This is a genomic window from Stenotrophomonas maltophilia (genome assembly GCF_001676385.1).
GTDB classification, from domain to species: Bacteria; Pseudomonadota; Gammaproteobacteria; order Xanthomonadales; family Xanthomonadaceae; genus Stenotrophomonas; species Stenotrophomonas maltophilia_J.
In genome coordinates this window covers 1-17,404 of record NZ_LYVJ01000007.1, presented here as the reverse complement: position 1 = coordinate 17,404, position 17,404 = coordinate 1, and the positions used below count along the sequence as shown (strand labels likewise).

Sequence of the window (17,404 nt, the reverse complement as noted above, 5' to 3'; positions counted from 1 at the left end):
GGGGCCGGAGCAAGGAAAAGCCGCGTGCGCGCGGCCATCGGCACCGATCAGGCCAGCAACGGCAAGGGGTTGCGCCCGCCACGCCAGCTAGAATGGGGGCCCCGACCCCGGCCCCATGCGGGCCCGCAGCAGGAGATTTGCATGCAATACCGCCGCCTGGGCTCCACCGGCCTGCCGATTTCCGCCCTGTCCTTCGGCGCCTGGGTGACCTTCGGTGACCAGATCCCGCGCGACGAGGCCCGCAACCTGGTGGCCGCCGCCTGGGACCATGGCGTCAACTTCTTCGATAATGCCGAAGGCTATGCCAACGGCCGCGCCGAACAGGTGATGGGCGATGTGATCGCCGACCTGCGCCTGCCGCGCGATGGATTCTGCGTCTCCAGCAAGGTGTTCTTCGGCAGCGCCCGGGACCCGCGTCCGACCCAGCGCGGCCTGTCGCGCAAGCATGTGACCGATGCCTGCCATGCTGCGCTCACGCGCCTGCGGGTGGATTACCTGGACCTTTATTATTGCCACCGTCCGGATCCGGATGCGCCGATTGCCGAGACCGTGCATGCGATGGACACGCTGGTGCGCCAGGGCAAGATCCTCTACTGGGGCACCTCGGAATGGTCGGCGGCGCAGATCCAGCAGGCGCTGGACATCGCCGCAGCGCGCAACCTGCAGGGCCCCTCGATGGAGCAGCCGCAGTACAACCTGCTGCACCGCGAGCGGGTCGAAGTCGAGTACGCGCCGCTGTATGCCCGTGCCGGCCTGGGCACCACCATCTTCTCGCCGCTGGCCTCGGGCCTGCTGACCGGCAAGTACGACCATGGCATCCCGGCCGATGCGCGGCTGGGCCGCGAGGGCATGGAATGGTTGCAGGCGCTGGTGCTGGGGGAGGACACCGAGGCCCGCCTGGCCCAGGTGCGCCGTTTCAGCGACGTGGCGCGCGCACTGGGTCACGCCCCGGCCACTCTGGCCATCGCCTGGTGCCTGCGCAACCCGAACGTCTCCAGCGTGATCCTTGGCGCCAGCCGGGTCAGCCAACTGCTGCAGAACCTGCAGGCGCTGGAGGTGCTGGAGCAGGTCGGCGCGGCTGGCTGGGCGGAGGTCGAAGCCGTCTTCGGCTGACAGCCCTTTGTAGAGTCGAGCCCTGCTCGACTCCGCGCGCAGCGCGGTTTCACCTGGCTGGGATCGAAGAGCAGTCGAGCATGGCTCGACTCTACAGAAGCGGATTCCCCCATCAGGCAATAGATAAAATCTATCGAATTTCAGAATTTGATCATTAATCCCATCAATCAAATTGAGAATGGTTGTTGATTGTCAACTGAGAATCATTATCATTTAACTCGTCCCTCGCACGAGTCCAGATGCTCATGAACGCTCAACCTGTACTGCTGCGCCCCGAAACGCTGACCCTCCGCGATCGCCCGGTTCGTGTCGTTCCGCCGGAAGAGGTCATCGACAGCGAAGCTCTGCTCAAGGGCCGTCGTGAAATCCTGATCCAGCACGGCGACCGCTTCTACCGCCTGCGGCACACCAGCAACGACAAGCTGATCCTGACCAAGTAATCGCGGCCTGGTCGCCCGCCTCCCTCCCTCCTGCCGGCCGCGCCGGCAGGGTGGGCGACCCGGTCCGCTCCCGCTCTCTCCCCCTCGGTCTACCGCGCGCACCTTCCGGGTGCGCCGGTTGCCGGGGGTTCCCTTGCCCGACAGAACGAACCGATGACCCGCCCTACCGCCCTTTGCATTGCCGTCTGGATGGCCCTGCCGCTGTCCGCCCATGCTGCTGCCGCGGCCACCGCCGCGCCCGATGCGCGCGACTTCGACCGCGTGCAGGTCACCGCCACCCGCACCGAGCGGGCGGTGAGTGATGTGGCGGCCACCGTCGATGTGATCGACCGCGAGCAGATGGACCGGCATCTGGTGCACGACATCAAGGACCTGCTGCGCTACGAGCCGGGCCTGTCGGTCAGCCGCAGCGCCGCGCGCTTCGGCCTCGGCAGCATCCGCATCCGCGGACTGGACGGCAACCGCGTGCGCGTGCAGACCGATGGCATCGCCATGCCCACCAGCTTCAACATCGGCTCGTTCTCCAACGCCAACCGCAATTTCACTGACCTGGACACGCTCAAGCGCGTGGAAATCGTGCGCGGCCCGGCCAGTTCGCTGTACGGGTCCGATGCGCTCGGCGGCGTGGTCGCCTTCGTCACCAAGGATCCAGCCGATTACCTGAAGGATGGCAAGGACGGCTACGTCGGCCTGAAGTTCGGCTACGACGGTGAGTGGAAGGGCCTGCTCGGCGGCGTGACCAGCGCGTTCGGCGGCGAACACTGGAGCGGCATGGTCAACCTCAACCATCGCCAGGGCCAGGAAACCGGCAACAGGGGTGATGTGCGCAGCCTCGACAACACCCGCACCGCGGCCAACCCGCAGGACCGGGACGGTCGCAGCGGCCTGGCCAAGCTGGTCTATGCCCCCAGCGGGGACCAACGCTTCCGCCTGACCGTGGAAGGCAACGAAGACAACACCGATACCAACGTGCTGTCGTCGATCGACCGCACCACCACCACCGGCATGAAGGCACGCGATACGCAGAACCGCACCCGCGTGTCGTTCGCCCATGAAATGGATGCGCTGGACAAGGGCTTTGCCGACAGCCTGCATTGGCAGCTGTATACCCAGCACAGCGAGACCACCCAGATCACCGACGAGGACCGCGCCAACCGCAGCCGCCGCCACCGCGAGTTCAACTTCGACCAGCGCGTGCATGGCCTGCAGGCACAGTTCAACAAGGCGTTCCGCACCGGCCGTATCGAACATGCGCTGACCTACGGCTTCGAGGGGGCGCGCACCGAGATCCGCCAGAAGCGCGATGGTTTCCAGGTCCTGGCCAACGGCCAGGCCAGCACCACGATCCTGCCCGATGCGTTCCCGGTACGCGATTTCCCGATCAGCAGGACCACCGAGCTGGGCCTGTACGCGCAGGATGAAATGCGCATGGCCGACGGCAAGCTGTCGCTGGTGCCGGGCGTGCGCGTGGACCGCTACGAACTGAAGCCGGAGGTGGACAGCATCTTCGCCGAAGACAATCCCGGCGTTGCCGTGTCCAGGCTGACCAAGACCAGCGTCTCGCCCAAGCTGGGCATGGTCTATCGCTTCACCGACGAATGGTCGCTGTTTGCCGGCTATTCGCGTGGCTTCCGCTCGCCGCCGTACAACGACGTCAACCTCGGCTTCACCAACTTCGCCTTCGGTTACACCGCCATTCCCAATCCGGACCTGAAGCCGGAGACCAGCGACGGCATGGAGCTGGGCCTGCGCTTCCTGTCGCCGGCGGCCTACGCCAGCCTCAGCGGCTACTACAACGAGTACAAGGACTTCATCGAGTCGCAGTCGCTGGTCGGCACCAACGCACAGGGGCTGATGGTGTTCCAGTCGCGCAACATCGCCGATGCGCGCATCTACGGCGCGGAACTGAAGGCTGGCGTCGACTTCGGCCAGATCAGTCCGGCCCTGCAGGGCTGGGCGCTGCGCAGTGCGGTGGCCTGGTCGCGCGGCGACAACAAGACCGAAGACACGCCGCTGGATTCGGTCGACCCCCTGCGCGGCACCGTCGGCCTGATGTACGACACCGACACCTGGGGCGTCGAACTGGCCGGTACCTTCGTCAAGCGCAAGGACCGGGTCACTGCGGCCACGGTGTACCGCCCGGCCGGCTACGGCGTGGCCGACCTGATGGCGCACTGGAACTTCGCCCCGGGCGCGACCTTCAACGTCGGCGTATTCAACCTGGGCGACAAGCGCTACATCGATTGGTCCAACGTGGGTTCGACGCTCACGCCGGCCAGCCGCGTGCTGGATCGCTATACCAGCCCGGGCCGCACCCTCTCCGCCAGCCTTGCCGTTTCCTGGTGATCCCATGAGCCGAGCCTTGTCCGCACGCAGGAATGACGCCATCGCCGCGCAGGGAAGCGCGGCGTGGCCGACGCCGGCACAGCTGGCCACGCTCGGCACCGTGTTGTGCCTGTACCGCGCCGACGGAAACGAACTCGGTGGCTGGCGCCAGGCGGTCCGCGTGCACGCCTGCCAGGGCGTGGACAGCGAGGGCGTGCGCGAAAGCCTGTGTTTCCTCGATGCCCGCGGCCGCTGCGTGTGGCGCCTGTACCTGCTGCCCGACAGCGATTTCCTGGCCTGGGACCGGCTGGTCGCGGCGTTGCCGCCGGGCCCCGAGCACGTCAGCAACGGCAGTGTCGGCGAACGCCTTTGGCGGCGCCTGGCCGGGCATCTCGGTGGCCAGCGCTGGCGCCTGTGCACGCTGCGCCTGCATGCCGCCGACGATGGCAGCACCCTCGCTGCAAGCCTGTCGACGTTGTCCTCGCTGGGCGCATCCACCGCGCGTCGCATCGCGCGGTTGGAAGGTGCTGAAGGCGAGCTGGCAATCGACGATTGCTGCTGCGCCGACGCCGCACGCCGGCCGGCACCGCGGGTTCCCGGCGACCTGCCGCTGATCCGGCTGTGACCCTTTCCTGATGGAACGCCTGTCGGCCACGGACGGCCTCTCACTACACCTGCAACCCCGAAGGAAGACCCCGATGAAGTTCCAGACAGCCAGCGTCATGCTGCTGCTCGCTGCCAGCGGCGTGGCCAGCGCGCAGCCCTCCGACATCGCCCGCGACCACGACAGCATCCTCGCCATGCAGGGCGAGTACACCGTCGATTTCGCGTTCGACGAGACCGTGCTGCTGAAGCCCGGCTACGAACGCGCGCCGGCAATGCGCAGTGGCGGCAGCGAAGTGGTCATCGTGGTCGAGGACACACCGCAGCGCATCGTTCTGCAGCACCTGTTGCTGGACGAGAAGAGCGGCCACGTCACCAAGCACTGGCGCCAGGACTGGGTCTATGAAGCGCCCAACCGCTTCGAGTTCAGCGCCGACCAGACCTGGCAGGTACGCCGCATCCCGACCGAAGTGAACCAGGGCGCCTGGACCCAGTGCGTGTACGAAGTGAGCGACGCGCCGCGCTACTGCGGCACCGGTAAATGGACGTACACCAACAACGTGCCGAGCTGGACCAGCGACCTGAGCTGGCGCCCATTGCCGCGTCGCGAGTACACAAGCGCAGCGACTACAACGCGCTGGCCGTGGTCAACCGCCACACGCTGACGCCCAATGGCTGGACCCACGAGCAGTTCAACACCAAGGTGCAGCGCAACGCCGACGGCAGCCAGGTGGAGATCGCCCGCGAGTTCGGCTTCAACGATTACGTGAAAACCACCGAGATCGACTTCAGCCCGGCGCGCAACTACTGGAAGGCCACCGCCGGCTACTGGGCCAAGGTGCGCCAGCGCTGGGACCGCTTCCTCGGCCAGGCCCCGGGCGTGCACCTGAAGACCAAGCTGGACGGCATGGCGATGATCATCCCGCTGTTCACCCAGGCCGAAGAGATCCAGGCCGGCAAGAAGGTGAAGGACGCGCAGATCGACGAAGTCTTCGCCAGGTACGTTGAAAAGGCCCAATAGAGTCGAGCCATGCTCGACTCCACAAGCGGATCCACGCATGGCCTGGATCTACCGGCCTCTGCTTCTGGTGGGTGCCGAGCTTGCTCGGCACGCCGTCCGGGGGCGCAACTGCTTCAGGCCTCCCGCAGTGCCAGTGCCGGTGGCGTATGCAGGATCGCCCGCGTGCCCCACCAGCCTGCCAGCAGGCTCAACCCGATGCCGACCACGCCACCGATCAGCAGCCCCGGCCACGGCGGCAGCAACGGCAGCTCGAACACCTTCTGCGAGACCGCCACACCGATGGCAGCGGCCGCGGCCACGGCCAGCAACGCGGCCAGCGTGCCCAGCGCGCCGAACTCCACCAGCACCGCGCCGCGCAGCTGGCGCCGGGTCGCGCCCAGCGTGCGCAGCACCGCGCTGTCGTAGCGACGCTCGCCCGCCGTGGCCTGCAGTGCGGCCAGCAGCACCAGCACGCCGGCCAGCAGGCTGAACACCATCACCAGCTGCACCGCCTGCGCCACACGCTCCATCACATCGCGCACCTGCGAGATCACCGCGTCCACGTCCAGCAGCGACAGGTTCGGCTGCGCGCGCACCAGTTCGCCCAGCCCGGCCGCGTTGCCGGCCGGCAGATGGAACGCCGACAGCAGGTTGTGCGGCGTATCGCCCACCGCGTTCGGGTTCAACAGCACGAAGAAGTTCGGCCGGAAAGTATTCCAGTCGGCCTTGCGGATGCTGGTGACGGTGAACTCGCGCTGCTGTTCGCCCACGGCAATCGTAATCCGATCCCCCAGGTGCGCGCCGTAGCGACGTGCCCAGCCGGTTTCCACCGACGCTTCCGCTGCGGTGCTGCCGGTTTGCCAGAAGCGGCCTCCCAGCAGCGCATTGGCGGGCGGGAAGGTGCTGCGCCAACTGAAGTTCAGCGGGCGGTTCTCGTCGTCGTCTTCGCGCTGGCCGTTGTTCGCGCCGCTCCCTTCGGCCGCTGCCTGGTCCACGCGCAGCGGCGGCTTGCCATTGATGGCGATCAGGCGGCCGGTGGCCATCGGCTCGATGCTGGCGTCGCCGGCGCCCAGTCCGCGCAGTGCGGCCAGCACGCTCTCGCGTTGCTCGGGCTGGATGTTGATCAGGAAGTAGTTCGGGGTATCCGCGGGCAGGCGTTCGCGCCACTGCTGCAGCAGGCCGGGGCCGGTCACCGCCAGCAGCAGCAGCGCGCACAGCGACAGCGACAGCCCGACCAGCTGCATCACCGCCAGCATCCGGCGCCGGGTCAGCGCGGCCAGGCCCAGCCGCCAGTTGCCGTGCAGGCGGTGCTGCAGGCCGCGCAGCAACTGCAGCAGCACGAAGCCGGCCCCACCGGCCGCGACCGCCAACGCAGCCAGGCCGCCGAGCACCCACAGTGCCAGCTTCAGATCGCCGGTGACCTGCACCGCCAACAGCAGGCTGGCTACCAGCGCAGCCACATAGGCCAGCAGCGAGGCCGGCGGCAACGCGGCGAAGGAGCGGTTGAGCACCCGCATCGGCGGTACCCCGCGCAGGCGCAGCAGCGGCGGCAGGCCAAAGCCGAACAGCAGCAGCAAGCCGATACCGGCGCCGGTCAGCGCGGGCATCGCCTCCGGCAGCGGAAGGCGTTGCGGTACCAGGCTGCCCAGTACCTGCACCAGGCCTTCCTGCGCGGCCATGCCCAGGCCGATGCCGAGTGCGCAGGCCGGTATCGCCAGCATCAGCAGCTGCAGCGCCAGGCCCAGCAGGATGTCGCGCTGGCGCGCTCCCAGGCAGCGCAGGATCGCCACCTGGTCGATGCGGCGCAGGGCAAAGCGGTTGGCCGCCAGCGCGGTGGCCACGCCGGCCAGCAGCACCGCCAGCAGCGCGCTCAGGCCAAGGAAGCGGCCGGCCAGGTCGAACGCCTGGCGCACGCCGCGCTGGGTGTCATCCACGCTCAGCAGGCGCAGGCCCTTGACCTGCGGCAGCAGCCACTGGCGCAGGGCGGCAACCTGATCGGCCGGCCCGGCGAACATCAGCCGGTAATTGATGCGGCTGCCAGGGCCGAGCAGCCCGGTGCCCTCCACATCGGCGCGGTTGACCAGCAGGGTGGGGGACAGCGTGAGCAGGTCACCCCCGCTATCCGGCTCGGCCTCGATGATGCCGGCGATGCGCAGCGTGCCGGCGCCGAACTCGAGCTCGTCGCCGGCCTTCAGCCCCAGCCCCTGCAGCAGCCGTGGGTCGGCATAGGCCTGGCCCTTCGGCGGCATGCCGGCGTCGGCGATCAGCGGCCCGCCGGGCGTGGCCCGTACCCGCAGCGTGCCGCGCAGCGGGTAGCCGGCCTGTACGGCCTTGATGCTGGCCATCTGGCTGGCATCGCCGTTGAACAGCACGCTGCCGAAGCCGGCGATGCGGGTATGCGCCAGGCCACGCCGTTGCGCCTCCTCGGCGAATGCCTGCGGCGGATCATCGCGCCCGGCGATGCCGAGGTCGCCGCCGAGCATTTCCGCCGCGCTGCCGGCCAGCGCCAGGTTGACCCGGTTCACCAGCGTGCCGACCGCGGTCATCACCGCCACGCCCAGCACCAGCGCGGCAAACACGGTCAGCAGGTCGCCGGCCAGGGCCTCGCGGCGCAGCGCACGCCACGCGTGCCGCAGCAGGTTCATGCCTGTGCCCCACGCTCGACCGGCAGCAGGCGGCCGCTGTCGATGCGGTGGACGTACTGGCAGCGCTGGGCCAGGCGCAGGTCGTGGGTGACCAGCACCAGCGTAGTGCCGCTGCCGGCATTGAGCTCGAACAGCAGGTCGCTGATGTGCTGGCCGGTGGCGTGATCCAGCGAGCCGGTGGGTTCGTCGGCGAACAGGATGCGTGGGCGGGTGACGAAGGCGCGGGCCAGCGCCACGCGCTGCTGTTCGCCGCCGGACAGCTGGCGCGGGTAGTGGCGGGCGCGATGGGCCAGGCCGACCTGCGCCAGCACCTGGTCCACCCGTGCGCGGTCCTCGCGTCCGGCCAGTTCCAGTGGCAGCGCGACGTTCTCGGCAGCGGTCAATGCCGGCAGCAGGTGGAAGCTCTGGAACACGAAGCCGACGTCGCGCGCGCGCAGCTGCGCACGGGCTTCTTCATCCAGCGTTCCCAGGTCCTGCCCGGCCAGGCCGATGCGCCCCCGGCTTGGCAGGTCCAGCCCGGCCAGCAGGCCGAGCAGGGTGGTCTTGCCGGAGCCGGAGGCGCCGACGATGGCCACGCTGGTGCCTTCATGGACGGTGAGGGTGATGTTGTCCAGTATGTGGACTTCACCCTCCGGGCCCTGTACGGACTTGCCGACCTGGTCGACGGCGATGGCGACAGGCGCGCTGCGGGGGGACAGGCTGTCGATGAGGAGACTCCAATGCGCAAGATGGATGGACGCCGGCGCGCCGGCGCGTTGCTGGTGCTGCTGCTAGGGTTCCTGCTGCTGCCCGGGCTGGCCTGTGCCAAAGGTACGGCCGGCACCGTGCTGGTACTGGGCGACAGCCTCAGTGCTGCCCACAATATCCCTGCCGACGCTGGCTGGGTCAGCCTGCTGCAGCAGCGGGTCAGGCTGCAGTCGAAATCGCCGCCGCGCATCGTCAACGCCAGCATGAGCGGGGAGACCACGGCGGGTGCGCTGACCCGCCTGCCGGGCCTGTTGGCCCGAGAGCGCCCGACCGTGGTGGTGATCGCGCTGGGGGGCAACGATGCCCTGCGCGGACTGACCCCGGCGCAGGTCCAGGGCAACCTGGGGAAGATGGTGCAGGCCAGCCAGAAGGCCGGTGCCAAGGTGCTGCTGCTGGGCATCGACGTGCCTCCCAACTATGGCCCGGCCTATCGGCAGCGGCTGGCCGCAGCCTACAAGGCGCTGGCCACGCAGTACCGGGTGCCGCTGCTGCCGTTCCTGCTGGAAGGCGTCGCCCTGCAGCCGGGCATGATGCAGGCCGACGGGCTGCACCCGACCGCGCAGGCGCAACCCAGGGTGCTGGACAATGTCTGGCCGCTGCTCAGGCCGCTGCTATGAACGGTTTGATTTCCTCTTGACGGAACTTCACATCACGTCCACCGTCGATCCGGCATGTTTCACAAAGCTGAAGTAAGAGGGAATCACATGCGTCAGACGAAGGAGACTTCCGGCTTGGTGCTGGTGGTCGAAGACAACCGCAACATCTCCGAGATGATCGGGGAGTACCTGGAAGGCCGCGGCTTCGAAGTCGACTATGCACAGGACGGCCTGGATGGCTACCGCCTGGCGGCGGAGAACAGCTATGACGTCGTGGTGCTCGACCTGATGCTGCCGCGCCTGGACGGCATCGAGGTATGCCGCCGCCTGCGCAACGATGCGCGCAAATCCACCCCGGTGCTGATGCTTACGGCACGCGATACCCTGGACGACAAGCTCACCGGCCTCGGGTTCGGCGCCGATGACTACCTGACCAAGCCGTTCGCGATCCAGGAGCTGGAAGCCCGCCTGCGCGCGCTGATCCGCCGCGAACGCCGCCAGGTCGGGTCGGAAGTGCTCAAGGTGGCCGACCTCGTGCTCGATCCGGTCAGCATGCGCGCCACCCGCGCCGGCACCGAACTGCAGCTTTCGCCGATCGGCCTGCGCCTGCTGACCATCCTGATGCGCGAATCACCGCGGGTGGTGACCCGCCAGGAGATCGAGCGCGAGATCTGGGGCAATGGCCTGCCGGATTCGGATACCCTGCGCAGCCATCTGTACAACCTGCGCAAGATCATCGACAAGCCGTTCGACCGCCCGCTGCTGCACACCGTGCAGAGCGCGGGTTACCGCATTGCCGACATCGCGCAGCCGATGGCCTGAACAAGGCCCGCGCGGGTGCAACCGGCCAGAGCCGGGCTGCTGCCTCGCGCGGGCGCTGGAGATGGCGGCCCGGCAGTGCCGCCGGTCATCATTCCTGCACGACGACGGCGTGGTGCGCTGCCTATAATCGCAGCGCTCTGACCGGGACCCCGCAATGCCGCACGGCCTGCCGCGCAAGATCCGTATCGCCTTCATCCTGCAGGCAGTGCTGGCCAGCCTGGGTATCCTGCTCGGTGCCTGGCTGGTATCGCTGGTGATCAAGCACAGCCTGGTCGGTGCCGCCCTGCGCGAGGAAGCGGCCTATTTCTGGACACTGCATGAAGCGTCGGCGGTGCAGCCGCCGCCCAATACCCAGAACATCCGCGGCTACCTGCTGGAAAACGGGCAGTCGGCGCTGTCGCTCCCACCGAACCTGCGTGACCTCGAGCCCGGGTTCCACGAACTGCCCAAGGACGATCAGCTGGTGCTGGTCGACGTGCGTCCGGAGGGTCGCCTGTACCTGGTGTTCCTGCGTTCGCGCGCGGAAATGCTGGCGTTCTGGTTCGGCATCGTGCCGGTACTGCTGACGCTGCTTGCGGTGTATGGCGCCACCTGGGTGACCTATCGCGCATCCAAACGCCTGGTATCGCCGGTGAACTGGCTGGCGCGGCGGGTGTCGCGCTGGGACCCCGGGCACCCGGAGGCCGCCGACCTGGAACCGGACAAGCTGCCGGCGGACATGCAGGGAGAAACCCGGCAGCTGGCGGCGGCATTGCATTCATTGGCCAACCGGGTCAGTGCGCATGTGGCCCGCGAGCGCAATTTCACCCGCGATGCCAGCCATGAGCTGCGCACGCCGTTGACCGTCATCCGGGTGGCCAGCGACATGGCGCTGGGCGATGACACCCTGCAACCGCGTCTTCGTCGCAGCCTGCAGCGGATCCAGCGCGCCGGGCGCGACATGGAAGCGGTGATCGACGCGTTCCTGATCCTGGCCCGGGAAGCGGACGTCGAGCCGCAGATCGAACTGTTCGACGTCAACGACATCGTCCGCTATGAGGTGGACAGCGCCAACGAGCTGCTGGGCACCCGGCCCGTGTCGGTGCACCTGCACAGCGACGGCCCGGTGCAGCTGCATGCACCGCCGCGGGTACTGCAGGTCGTGGTCAGCAACCTGGTGCGCAACGCCTGCAGCTATACCGACGAAGGCCGTATCGACGTGCATGTGCATGACGATCGGGTCGTGGTGCGCGACACCGGCATCGGCATGTCCGCCGACGCGCTGTCCAGGGCCTTCGAGCCGTTCTACCGCGCCGAGCCGAGCCGCCCGCAGGGTACCGGCCTGGGCCTGTCGATCGTGCGCCGCCTGTGCGACCGCTTCGGCTGGAAGGTCGGCCTGGCCAGCGAGCCGGGGCAGGGTACCGAGGCCACGGTCATCTTCCGCTGACCCGCCGCCCTGCCGGGGCCGGATCCCGTTGCCGCGCAACGGGCTCTGACCCCATTGCCGCTGGGATGCAGGTGGACACCTTCATGCCAACCCGGGTTGGCATCCATCGGAGCGCGTGCGCGTGGCGCCGGCACCTGCCTCCCTCAGTTGCAGTTGACCTTCGGCGCCAGTGCCTTGGTCCAGATCGCGTAGCCGGCCGGGGTCATGTGCAGCATGTCTTCGCGGAACAGCGACCGATCTGGCTGGCCGTCGGCGCCGAGCATCGGCGTGTAGACGTCGGTGAACCCGGTGTTGGGCAGTTTGGCCAGGGCGGCCCGGATCAGCGTGTTGGCTTCCTTGATCGCTGGCAGCAGATGCGCGCGCGATGGGCTTGGCTTGATCGACAGGTATTCCACCCGGGTGTCCGGCAGGTCGCGATGCACGCGCTGCACGAAGGCGACTACGTCATCGCGCACCTGCACGGCGCTGCGGCCACTGTTGAGGTCGTTGTCGCCGGCGTAGAAGAACACCTTGCACGGCGCGTAGGGCACCACGATGCGGTCGGCATACCAGGTGCTGTCACGCACCTCCGAACCGCCGAAACCGCGGTTGAACACCGGTTGGCCGGGAAAGTCGGCGGCCAGGCCCTCCCACATGCGGATCGAGGAACTGCCGATGAATTCGATGCCGCCGTGCGGGGGCGGGTTCGTCTGGTCGGCATGGGCGAACTGGGCCATGTCGCCGGCCCAGGCCACGTTGGAGACCTGTTCGGGCACCTGCGGCGGCTTGGCTGGGTCCAGGGCGTGGGCAAGCGGTGCGATGGTCAGCAGGCCCAGCATCAGCAGGCAGGTACGGCGACGGGACATCAGGCGCTCCAGCAGGCAAGGGGCCTCCATCATAGGAGTACCGCCGGGTCCGGTGCTTGCCCCGGGCAGGCGGTTTGCTGCCAGGGGCGGGCGTGCCGCTGGCGGCCTTGTGGCAAAATGGCGGCCCTCTGCCTATTCCTGTGCACCCATGATTGCCTGCCGTGCGTCTGAGCGGTCGCTGCGCCGCGCCCCTGTTGCTGGATGCTCCACCCGTGGCTGATCAGTTCGGTCACCTGCCCCGCGGCCCGCGCCGCATCTTCCAGGCCGCCCGCTGGTCCTGGCAGGGCCTGCGCGCGGCCTGGCTGCATGAGTCCTCGTTCCGGCTGGAGGTCTACCTGCTGATTCTGCTGACCCCGCTCGCGATCTGGTTGGGGCAGACCCCGGTCGAACGCGCGCTGCTGATCGGCTCGATGCTGCTGGTGCTGGCGATGGAGCTGGCCAACTCGGCCATCGAGGCGGTGATCGAACGTTACGGCAGCGAGATCCACGAACTGGCCGGCCGCGCCAAGGACATGGGGTCGGCGGCGGTGTTCGTGCTGATGATGAACGTGCTGCTGTGCTGGGCGCTGGTCGTGGTTCCGCACGCGCTGGCCGGCAACTACGGCTGAAACCCCATTCCCCCACTGTCTTGAAGAGTTTCCATGTCCTTTGAGTTTCTCGCCGACCCCAATGCCTGGGTGACCCTGTTCACGCTCAGTGCGCTGGAAATCGTGCTCGGCATCGACAATCTCGTGTTCATTTCCATTGCGGTCAGCAAGCTGCCGGAAGAACGCCGGCCCTTCGCCCGCAAGCTCGGCATCGCAGTGGCCTGCATTACCCGCATCGCACTGCTGGTGTCGCTGGCCTACCTGGCGCACATGTCCGCCAATCTCTTCACCGTGGCCGGCATGGGCATCTCCATCCGCGACCTGGTACTGATCATTGGTGGCCTGTTCCTGATCATCAAGGGCTACCTGGAGATCAGGGAACTGATCACGGGTGGCGAGGATGAGGACCCCGCCACCAGCAAGGCTTCGGGCGTGTTCGGCATGGTCATCCTGCAGATCGCGATCATCGACATCGTGTTCTCGCTGGATTCGGTGATCACGGCAGTCGGCATCGCCGACCACATTCCGGTGATGGTGGCTGCGATCCTGTTGTCGGTGATGGTGATGCTGCTGGCCGCCAATCCACTGGGCCGTTTCATCGACGCCAATCCGACGGTGAAGATGCTGGCCCTGGCGTTCATCCTGTTGATCGGCGCGGTGCTGATCCTGGACGGCCTGGACGTGCACGTGCCCAAGCCCTACATCTACGCCGCGATGGGCTTCTCGGTGCTGGTGGAGTGGCTGAACCTGCTGATGCGCCGCCGCGCACGCGAGCACCACGTGCCGGGTGCCGGCGAGTGGTAAGCGTCTGACCCCGCCCCCCGGCGCGGCCGGGGGGCTTGCCTTGTAGAGCCGGGCCCACCTCGGCCTGCATTCAACCGAGCATGGGCTCGGCCCTGCAGGGACGGTTTCCGCACCTGTGGTGGAGTTCGGGCCTCCACCTGTGAATCAGGGTCAACAGTGTTTTCCCGGGGCGAGGCTTAATCCCGTGCGGCAGAGCGCGCAGTCTACGCGCCTGCCTGTTTTTCCCCGGGAATTGTCCGTGAACTCCAGAGCCGCTCTACTGGCCCTTGCCGTCGGCGCCTTCGCCATCGGCACCACTGAATTCGCCCCGATGGGCCTGCTGCCGGTGATTGCCAAAGGAGTCGGCGTGGGCATCCCCACCGCCGGCATGCTGATCACCGCCTATGCGATGGGCGTGATGCTCGGCGCACCGGTGATGACCCTGCTGATGGGACGCTTCGGCAAACGCACCGCGTTGATGCTGCTGATGTCGATCTTCGTGGCCGGCAACCTGTTGTCGGCCATTGCCCCGAACTATGGCCTGCTGATGCTGTCGCGCCTGGTCACCAGCCTCAACCATGGCGCCTTCTTCGGCATCGGAGCGGTCGTCGCCGCCAGCCTGGTGCCGAAGGAAAAGCAGGCCGCCGCCGTGGCCACGATGTTCATGGGCCTGACCATCGCCAACATCGGCGGCGTGCCACTGGCCACCTGGGTGGGCCAGCAACTGGGCTGGCGCCTGTCCTTCGCCGGTACAGCGGTGCTGGGCGTGGTGGCGATCACCGCGCTGGGCCTGGCGCTGCCGGCCTCGGCACCGGGCCCGCGCCCGGACGTGCGCCGCGAACTGAAGGCGATCCTGCAGCCGCAGGTGCTGCTGGCGATGGCCACCACCGTGCTCGGAGCCGGTGCAATGTTCACGCTCTACACCTACGTCGCGCCGGTGCTGGCCGAGCTGACCGGTGCCTCCAATGCGTTCATTGCGATGTCGTTGGCATTGATCGGTATCGGCTTCACTTTCGGCAACGGTATCGGTGGGCGCATGGCCGACTGGTCGCTGGATGGCGCCACCCGCATCCTGCTGGCGGTCCTTGCGGTGCTGATGTTCGTGCTGCCGCTGGCCTTCATGAGTCACGCCACTGCGGCGCTGGGCGTACTGCTGTTCGGCGCGGCGACCTTCGCCCTCGTGCCGCCGCTGCAGATCCGGGTGATGGCGGCAGCGTCCGAGGCGCCGGGTCTGGCGTCGTCGATCAACGTGGGTGCGTTCAACCTGGGCAATGCCGTGGGTGCGGCGCTGGGTGGTGCGGTGATCAGCTCGGGGCTGGGATACGCGGCGGTGCCGGTGGCCGGTGGTCTGCTGGCGGCATCGGGTTTGGTGCTGGCCTGGCTGGGGCGTCCGCGCACTGTGGTGGCGGAGGCCTGCTGAGGGGTGTTGGATTCCGGCAGGGCTTGCAGCCCTGCACCCGCTGAAGGCCAAGGCAACCGCCGAAGCAACATCAACCGCAACAGCCGGCGCTGGTTTTCTGAGGGTTGGGCGGGGCGGTGTGGGTTGGCAGGACACGCCGTGAACCCATCCATGGGGGCTCGATGGCGCCATCCATGGCGCCAACGGTCCTGCCAACCCACACCGCCCCACCTCCGACAGATTGCCGCGATCGGCCGGAACGGCGTCCCGCTCCGGTAGGTGTCGACCTTGGTCGACACGAATGCCTGAAGAACCGGCTTTTGCTTTTGATTTTTCTTTTGATCTTCCCGCGGTGCGCAGGAAATTGTCCGTGGCCGGGAGGGTGGGTTGGCTGGGGGCGTGAGCGCCATGGATGGCGCGACCGAGCCTACAGGGACGTATTCACGGCGTCCCCCAGCCAACCCACCCTCCCGGCCAACCCCGATATCCAGCAAACACAACCCACCGCGGAGGGGGCCGGCGCCCGATGGCCGATCTTTCACCCCAACCGTGGCATGCTCGGCGCCAAGCCCACCCGGAACCTCCGCCATGCGCCTGTTCACCCGTATCCTGCCCCTGATGCTGCTGGCCTCCCTGCTGTCCGGCTGCGGCTACAACGCCATCCAGCAGAAGGACGAGGCGGTCAAGGCCAGCTGGTCGGAAGTGCTCAACCAGTACAAGCGCCGCGCCGATCTGGTGCCCAACCTGGTACAGACCGTGAAGGGCTTCGCCAGCCAGGAGGAGCGCGTGCTGACCGAAGTCACCAATGCCCGCTCGCGCGTCGGCCAGATCAACGTCAATGCCGATGACGAAGCCTCGCTGAAGCAGTTCCAGCAGGCCCAGGGCGAACTCGGCAGCGCGCTGTCGCGGCTGCTGGTGGTCACCGAGAACTACCCAGTGCTGAAGTCGGACCAGAATTTCCGCGACCTGCAGGCACAGCTGGAAGGCACCGAAAACCGCATCACGGTTGCCCGCGGCCGCTACATCCAGCAGGTGCAGGACTACAACACCTACATCCGTTCGTTCCCGCAGGTGATCACCGCCAAGATCTTCGGCTACAAGACCAAGCCCAACTTCACCGTGGAAAACGAGGCGCAGATTTCCAGCGCGCCCGCGGTCGACTTCGGCAACGCTCCGCAACAGCAGCCGGCACCGCAGCCGGGGCACTGATCGATGCGCCTGGCCACCGCGCTGCTGGCCCTGCTGCTGTGGCTGCCCCTGGCGTCGCATGGGCAGCAGTTGGCCCCGGTTCCAGCGCTGGATTCGCCGGTGGTCGACACCACCGGCACGCTGGACGCCGCGCAGAAGCAGGCGCTGGTGCAGCAGGCGCTGGATCTGCAGCAGCGCAAGGGCAGCCAGCTGCAGGTGCTGGTGGTGCCCACGACGCAGCCGGAGGACATCGCGCAGTACACCACGCGGGTCTTCGAGCAGTGGCAGATCGGCCGCAAGGGCGTCGATGATGGCGTGCTGCTGGTGGTGGCCAAGGATGACCGGCGCGTGCGCATCGAGCCTGGCTACGGCCTGGAAGGCGCCATCCCCGATGCCATCGCCAACCGTGTGATCCAGGAGTACCTGGTGCCGCGTTTCCGCAGCGGTGACTACGCCGGTGGCATCACCGACGCCACGGCGGTGCTGGTCAGGCTGATCGACGGCGAAGACCTGCCGGCGCCGGTCAGCGGCCAGCAGGTTCGCGAGCCCGGCGGAGGCGGTGATACCTGGTTCCTGGCACTGTTCACCGGCGTCTTCGCCGGCAGCCTCCTGCGTGGGGTGTTCTCGCGCGCGCCGCGCCCGCTGCGTGGCCTGCTTGGCGGTGCCGGTGCGGCGCTGGCGGCGTTCCTGTTCACCTCCACGCTGCTGGCCAGCGGCCTGGCCGGCATCGTCGGCTTGATCGTCGCCATGCTCTCCGGCCACCCGGGCCGTTTCGCCGGCGGTGGGGGCTGGGGCGGTGGCAGCTGGGGTGGTGGCAGCTGGGGCGGGGGAGGCGGCTTCGGCGGTGGCGGTTGGGGCGGCGGCGGTGGCCGCTCCGGCGGTGGC

At 67.9% G+C, this 17,404-nt stretch carries 15 protein-coding genes and 1 pseudogene; 13 read left to right on the top strand and 3 right to left on the bottom strand.

The window, feature by feature from the left end:
- Window positions 1-141 precede the first annotated feature (141 nt).
- The 5 genes and pseudogenes from A9K58_RS10140 (at window position 142) to A9K58_RS10120 (ending at window position 5,502) form a co-directional block, all read left to right on the top strand.
- Entirely contained in the window at window positions 142-1,113 is a 972-nt protein-coding gene (locus A9K58_RS10140; RefSeq protein ID WP_065199259.1) for an aldo/keto reductase, read from the top strand.
- Window positions 1,114-1,358: 245 nt separating this feature from the next.
- A complete protein-coding gene (gene hemP / locus A9K58_RS10135) occupies window positions 1,359-1,553 on the top strand; it encodes a hemin uptake protein HemP (RefSeq protein WP_005412278.1) in 195 nt (64 codons plus the stop codon).
- A gap of 153 nt (window positions 1,554-1,706) precedes the next feature.
- Window positions 1,707-3,899 carry a TonB-dependent hemoglobin/transferrin/lactoferrin family receptor gene (locus A9K58_RS10130; protein WP_407070827.1) on the top strand — a complete coding sequence of 731 codons (2,193 nt, stop codon included), beginning with the start codon at window positions 1,707-1,709 and terminating at the stop codon, window positions 3,897-3,899.
- Window positions 3,900-3,903: 4 nt separating this feature from the next.
- A complete protein-coding gene (locus A9K58_RS10125; protein WP_065199257.1) occupies window positions 3,904-4,503 on the top strand; it encodes a Hemin transport protein in 600 nt (199 codons plus the stop codon).
- Between the two features lie 73 nt (window positions 4,504-4,576).
- Window positions 4,577-5,502: pseudogene (locus A9K58_RS10120) on the top strand (DUF6607 family protein).
- Between the two features lie 113 nt (window positions 5,503-5,615).
- On the opposite strand, the gene A9K58_RS10115 reads toward A9K58_RS10120, so the two are convergent.
- The gene (locus A9K58_RS10115; protein ID WP_065199256.1) at window positions 5,616-8,126 is read right to left on the bottom strand and encodes an ABC transporter permease; all 2,511 of its coding nucleotides are present in this window, start codon (window positions 8,124-8,126) and stop codon (window positions 5,616-5,618) included.
- Window positions 8,123-8,797, bottom strand: coding sequence for an ATP-binding cassette domain-containing protein (locus A9K58_RS10110; protein WP_081284022.1), 675 nt, complete (start codon window positions 8,795-8,797; stop codon window positions 8,123-8,125). The genes A9K58_RS10115 and A9K58_RS10110 overlap by 4 nt, the downstream gene beginning before the upstream one ends.
- A 48-nt stretch (window positions 8,798-8,845) precedes the next feature.
- Between A9K58_RS10110 and A9K58_RS10105 the strand changes: the two genes are divergently transcribed.
- The 3 genes from A9K58_RS10105 (at window position 8,846) to A9K58_RS10095 (ending at window position 11,717) form a co-directional block, all read left to right on the top strand.
- On the top strand, window positions 8,846-9,490 hold the full coding sequence (locus A9K58_RS10105; RefSeq protein ID WP_065199443.1) for an arylesterase: 645 nt from the start codon (window positions 8,846-8,848) through the stop codon (window positions 9,488-9,490).
- An 87-nt stretch (window positions 9,491-9,577) separates the two neighbouring features.
- The gene (locus tag A9K58_RS10100) at window positions 9,578-10,291 is read left to right on the top strand and encodes a response regulator transcription factor (protein ID WP_002811889.1); all 714 of its coding nucleotides are present in this window, start codon (window positions 9,578-9,580) and stop codon (window positions 10,289-10,291) included.
- Window positions 10,292-10,445: 154 nt separating this feature from the next.
- Window positions 10,446-11,717: a sensor histidine kinase gene (locus tag A9K58_RS10095; RefSeq protein ID WP_065199254.1), complete on the top strand. Its 1,272-nt coding sequence runs from the start codon at window positions 10,446-10,448 to the stop codon at window positions 11,715-11,717.
- 143 nt (window positions 11,718-11,860) lie between these two features.
- Here A9K58_RS10095 and A9K58_RS10090 read toward each other — a convergent pair whose 3' ends face one another.
- On the bottom strand, window positions 11,861-12,562 hold the full coding sequence (locus A9K58_RS10090) for an SGNH/GDSL hydrolase family protein (RefSeq protein ID WP_065199442.1): 702 nt from the start codon (window positions 12,560-12,562) through the stop codon (window positions 11,861-11,863).
- A gap of 212 nt (window positions 12,563-12,774) precedes the next feature.
- Between A9K58_RS10090 and A9K58_RS10085 the strand changes: the two genes are divergently transcribed.
- From A9K58_RS10085 to A9K58_RS10065, 5 genes are all read left to right on the top strand, one after another.
- A complete protein-coding gene (locus A9K58_RS10085) occupies window positions 12,775-13,170 on the top strand; it encodes a diacylglycerol kinase (RefSeq protein WP_019661109.1) in 396 nt (131 codons plus the stop codon).
- A gap of 33 nt (window positions 13,171-13,203) precedes the next feature.
- Window positions 13,204-13,953, top strand: coding sequence for a TerC family protein (locus A9K58_RS10080; RefSeq protein WP_065199253.1), 750 nt, complete (start codon window positions 13,204-13,206; stop codon window positions 13,951-13,953).
- Window positions 13,954-14,191: 238 nt separating this feature from the next.
- The gene (locus tag A9K58_RS10075; RefSeq protein WP_065199252.1) at window positions 14,192-15,352 is read left to right on the top strand and encodes an MFS transporter; all 1,161 of its coding nucleotides are present in this window, start codon (window positions 14,192-14,194) and stop codon (window positions 15,350-15,352) included.
- Window positions 15,353-15,919: 567 nt separating this feature from the next.
- Window positions 15,920-16,540, top strand: a complete 621-nt coding sequence (locus tag A9K58_RS10070; RefSeq protein WP_065199251.1) for a LemA family protein — start codon at window positions 15,920-15,922, stop codon at window positions 16,538-16,540.
- A 3-nt stretch (window positions 16,541-16,543) separates the two neighbouring features.
- A partial coding sequence (locus tag A9K58_RS10065; protein ID WP_065199250.1) for a TPM domain-containing protein occupies window positions 16,544-17,404 on the top strand: 861 nt, incomplete at its 3' end.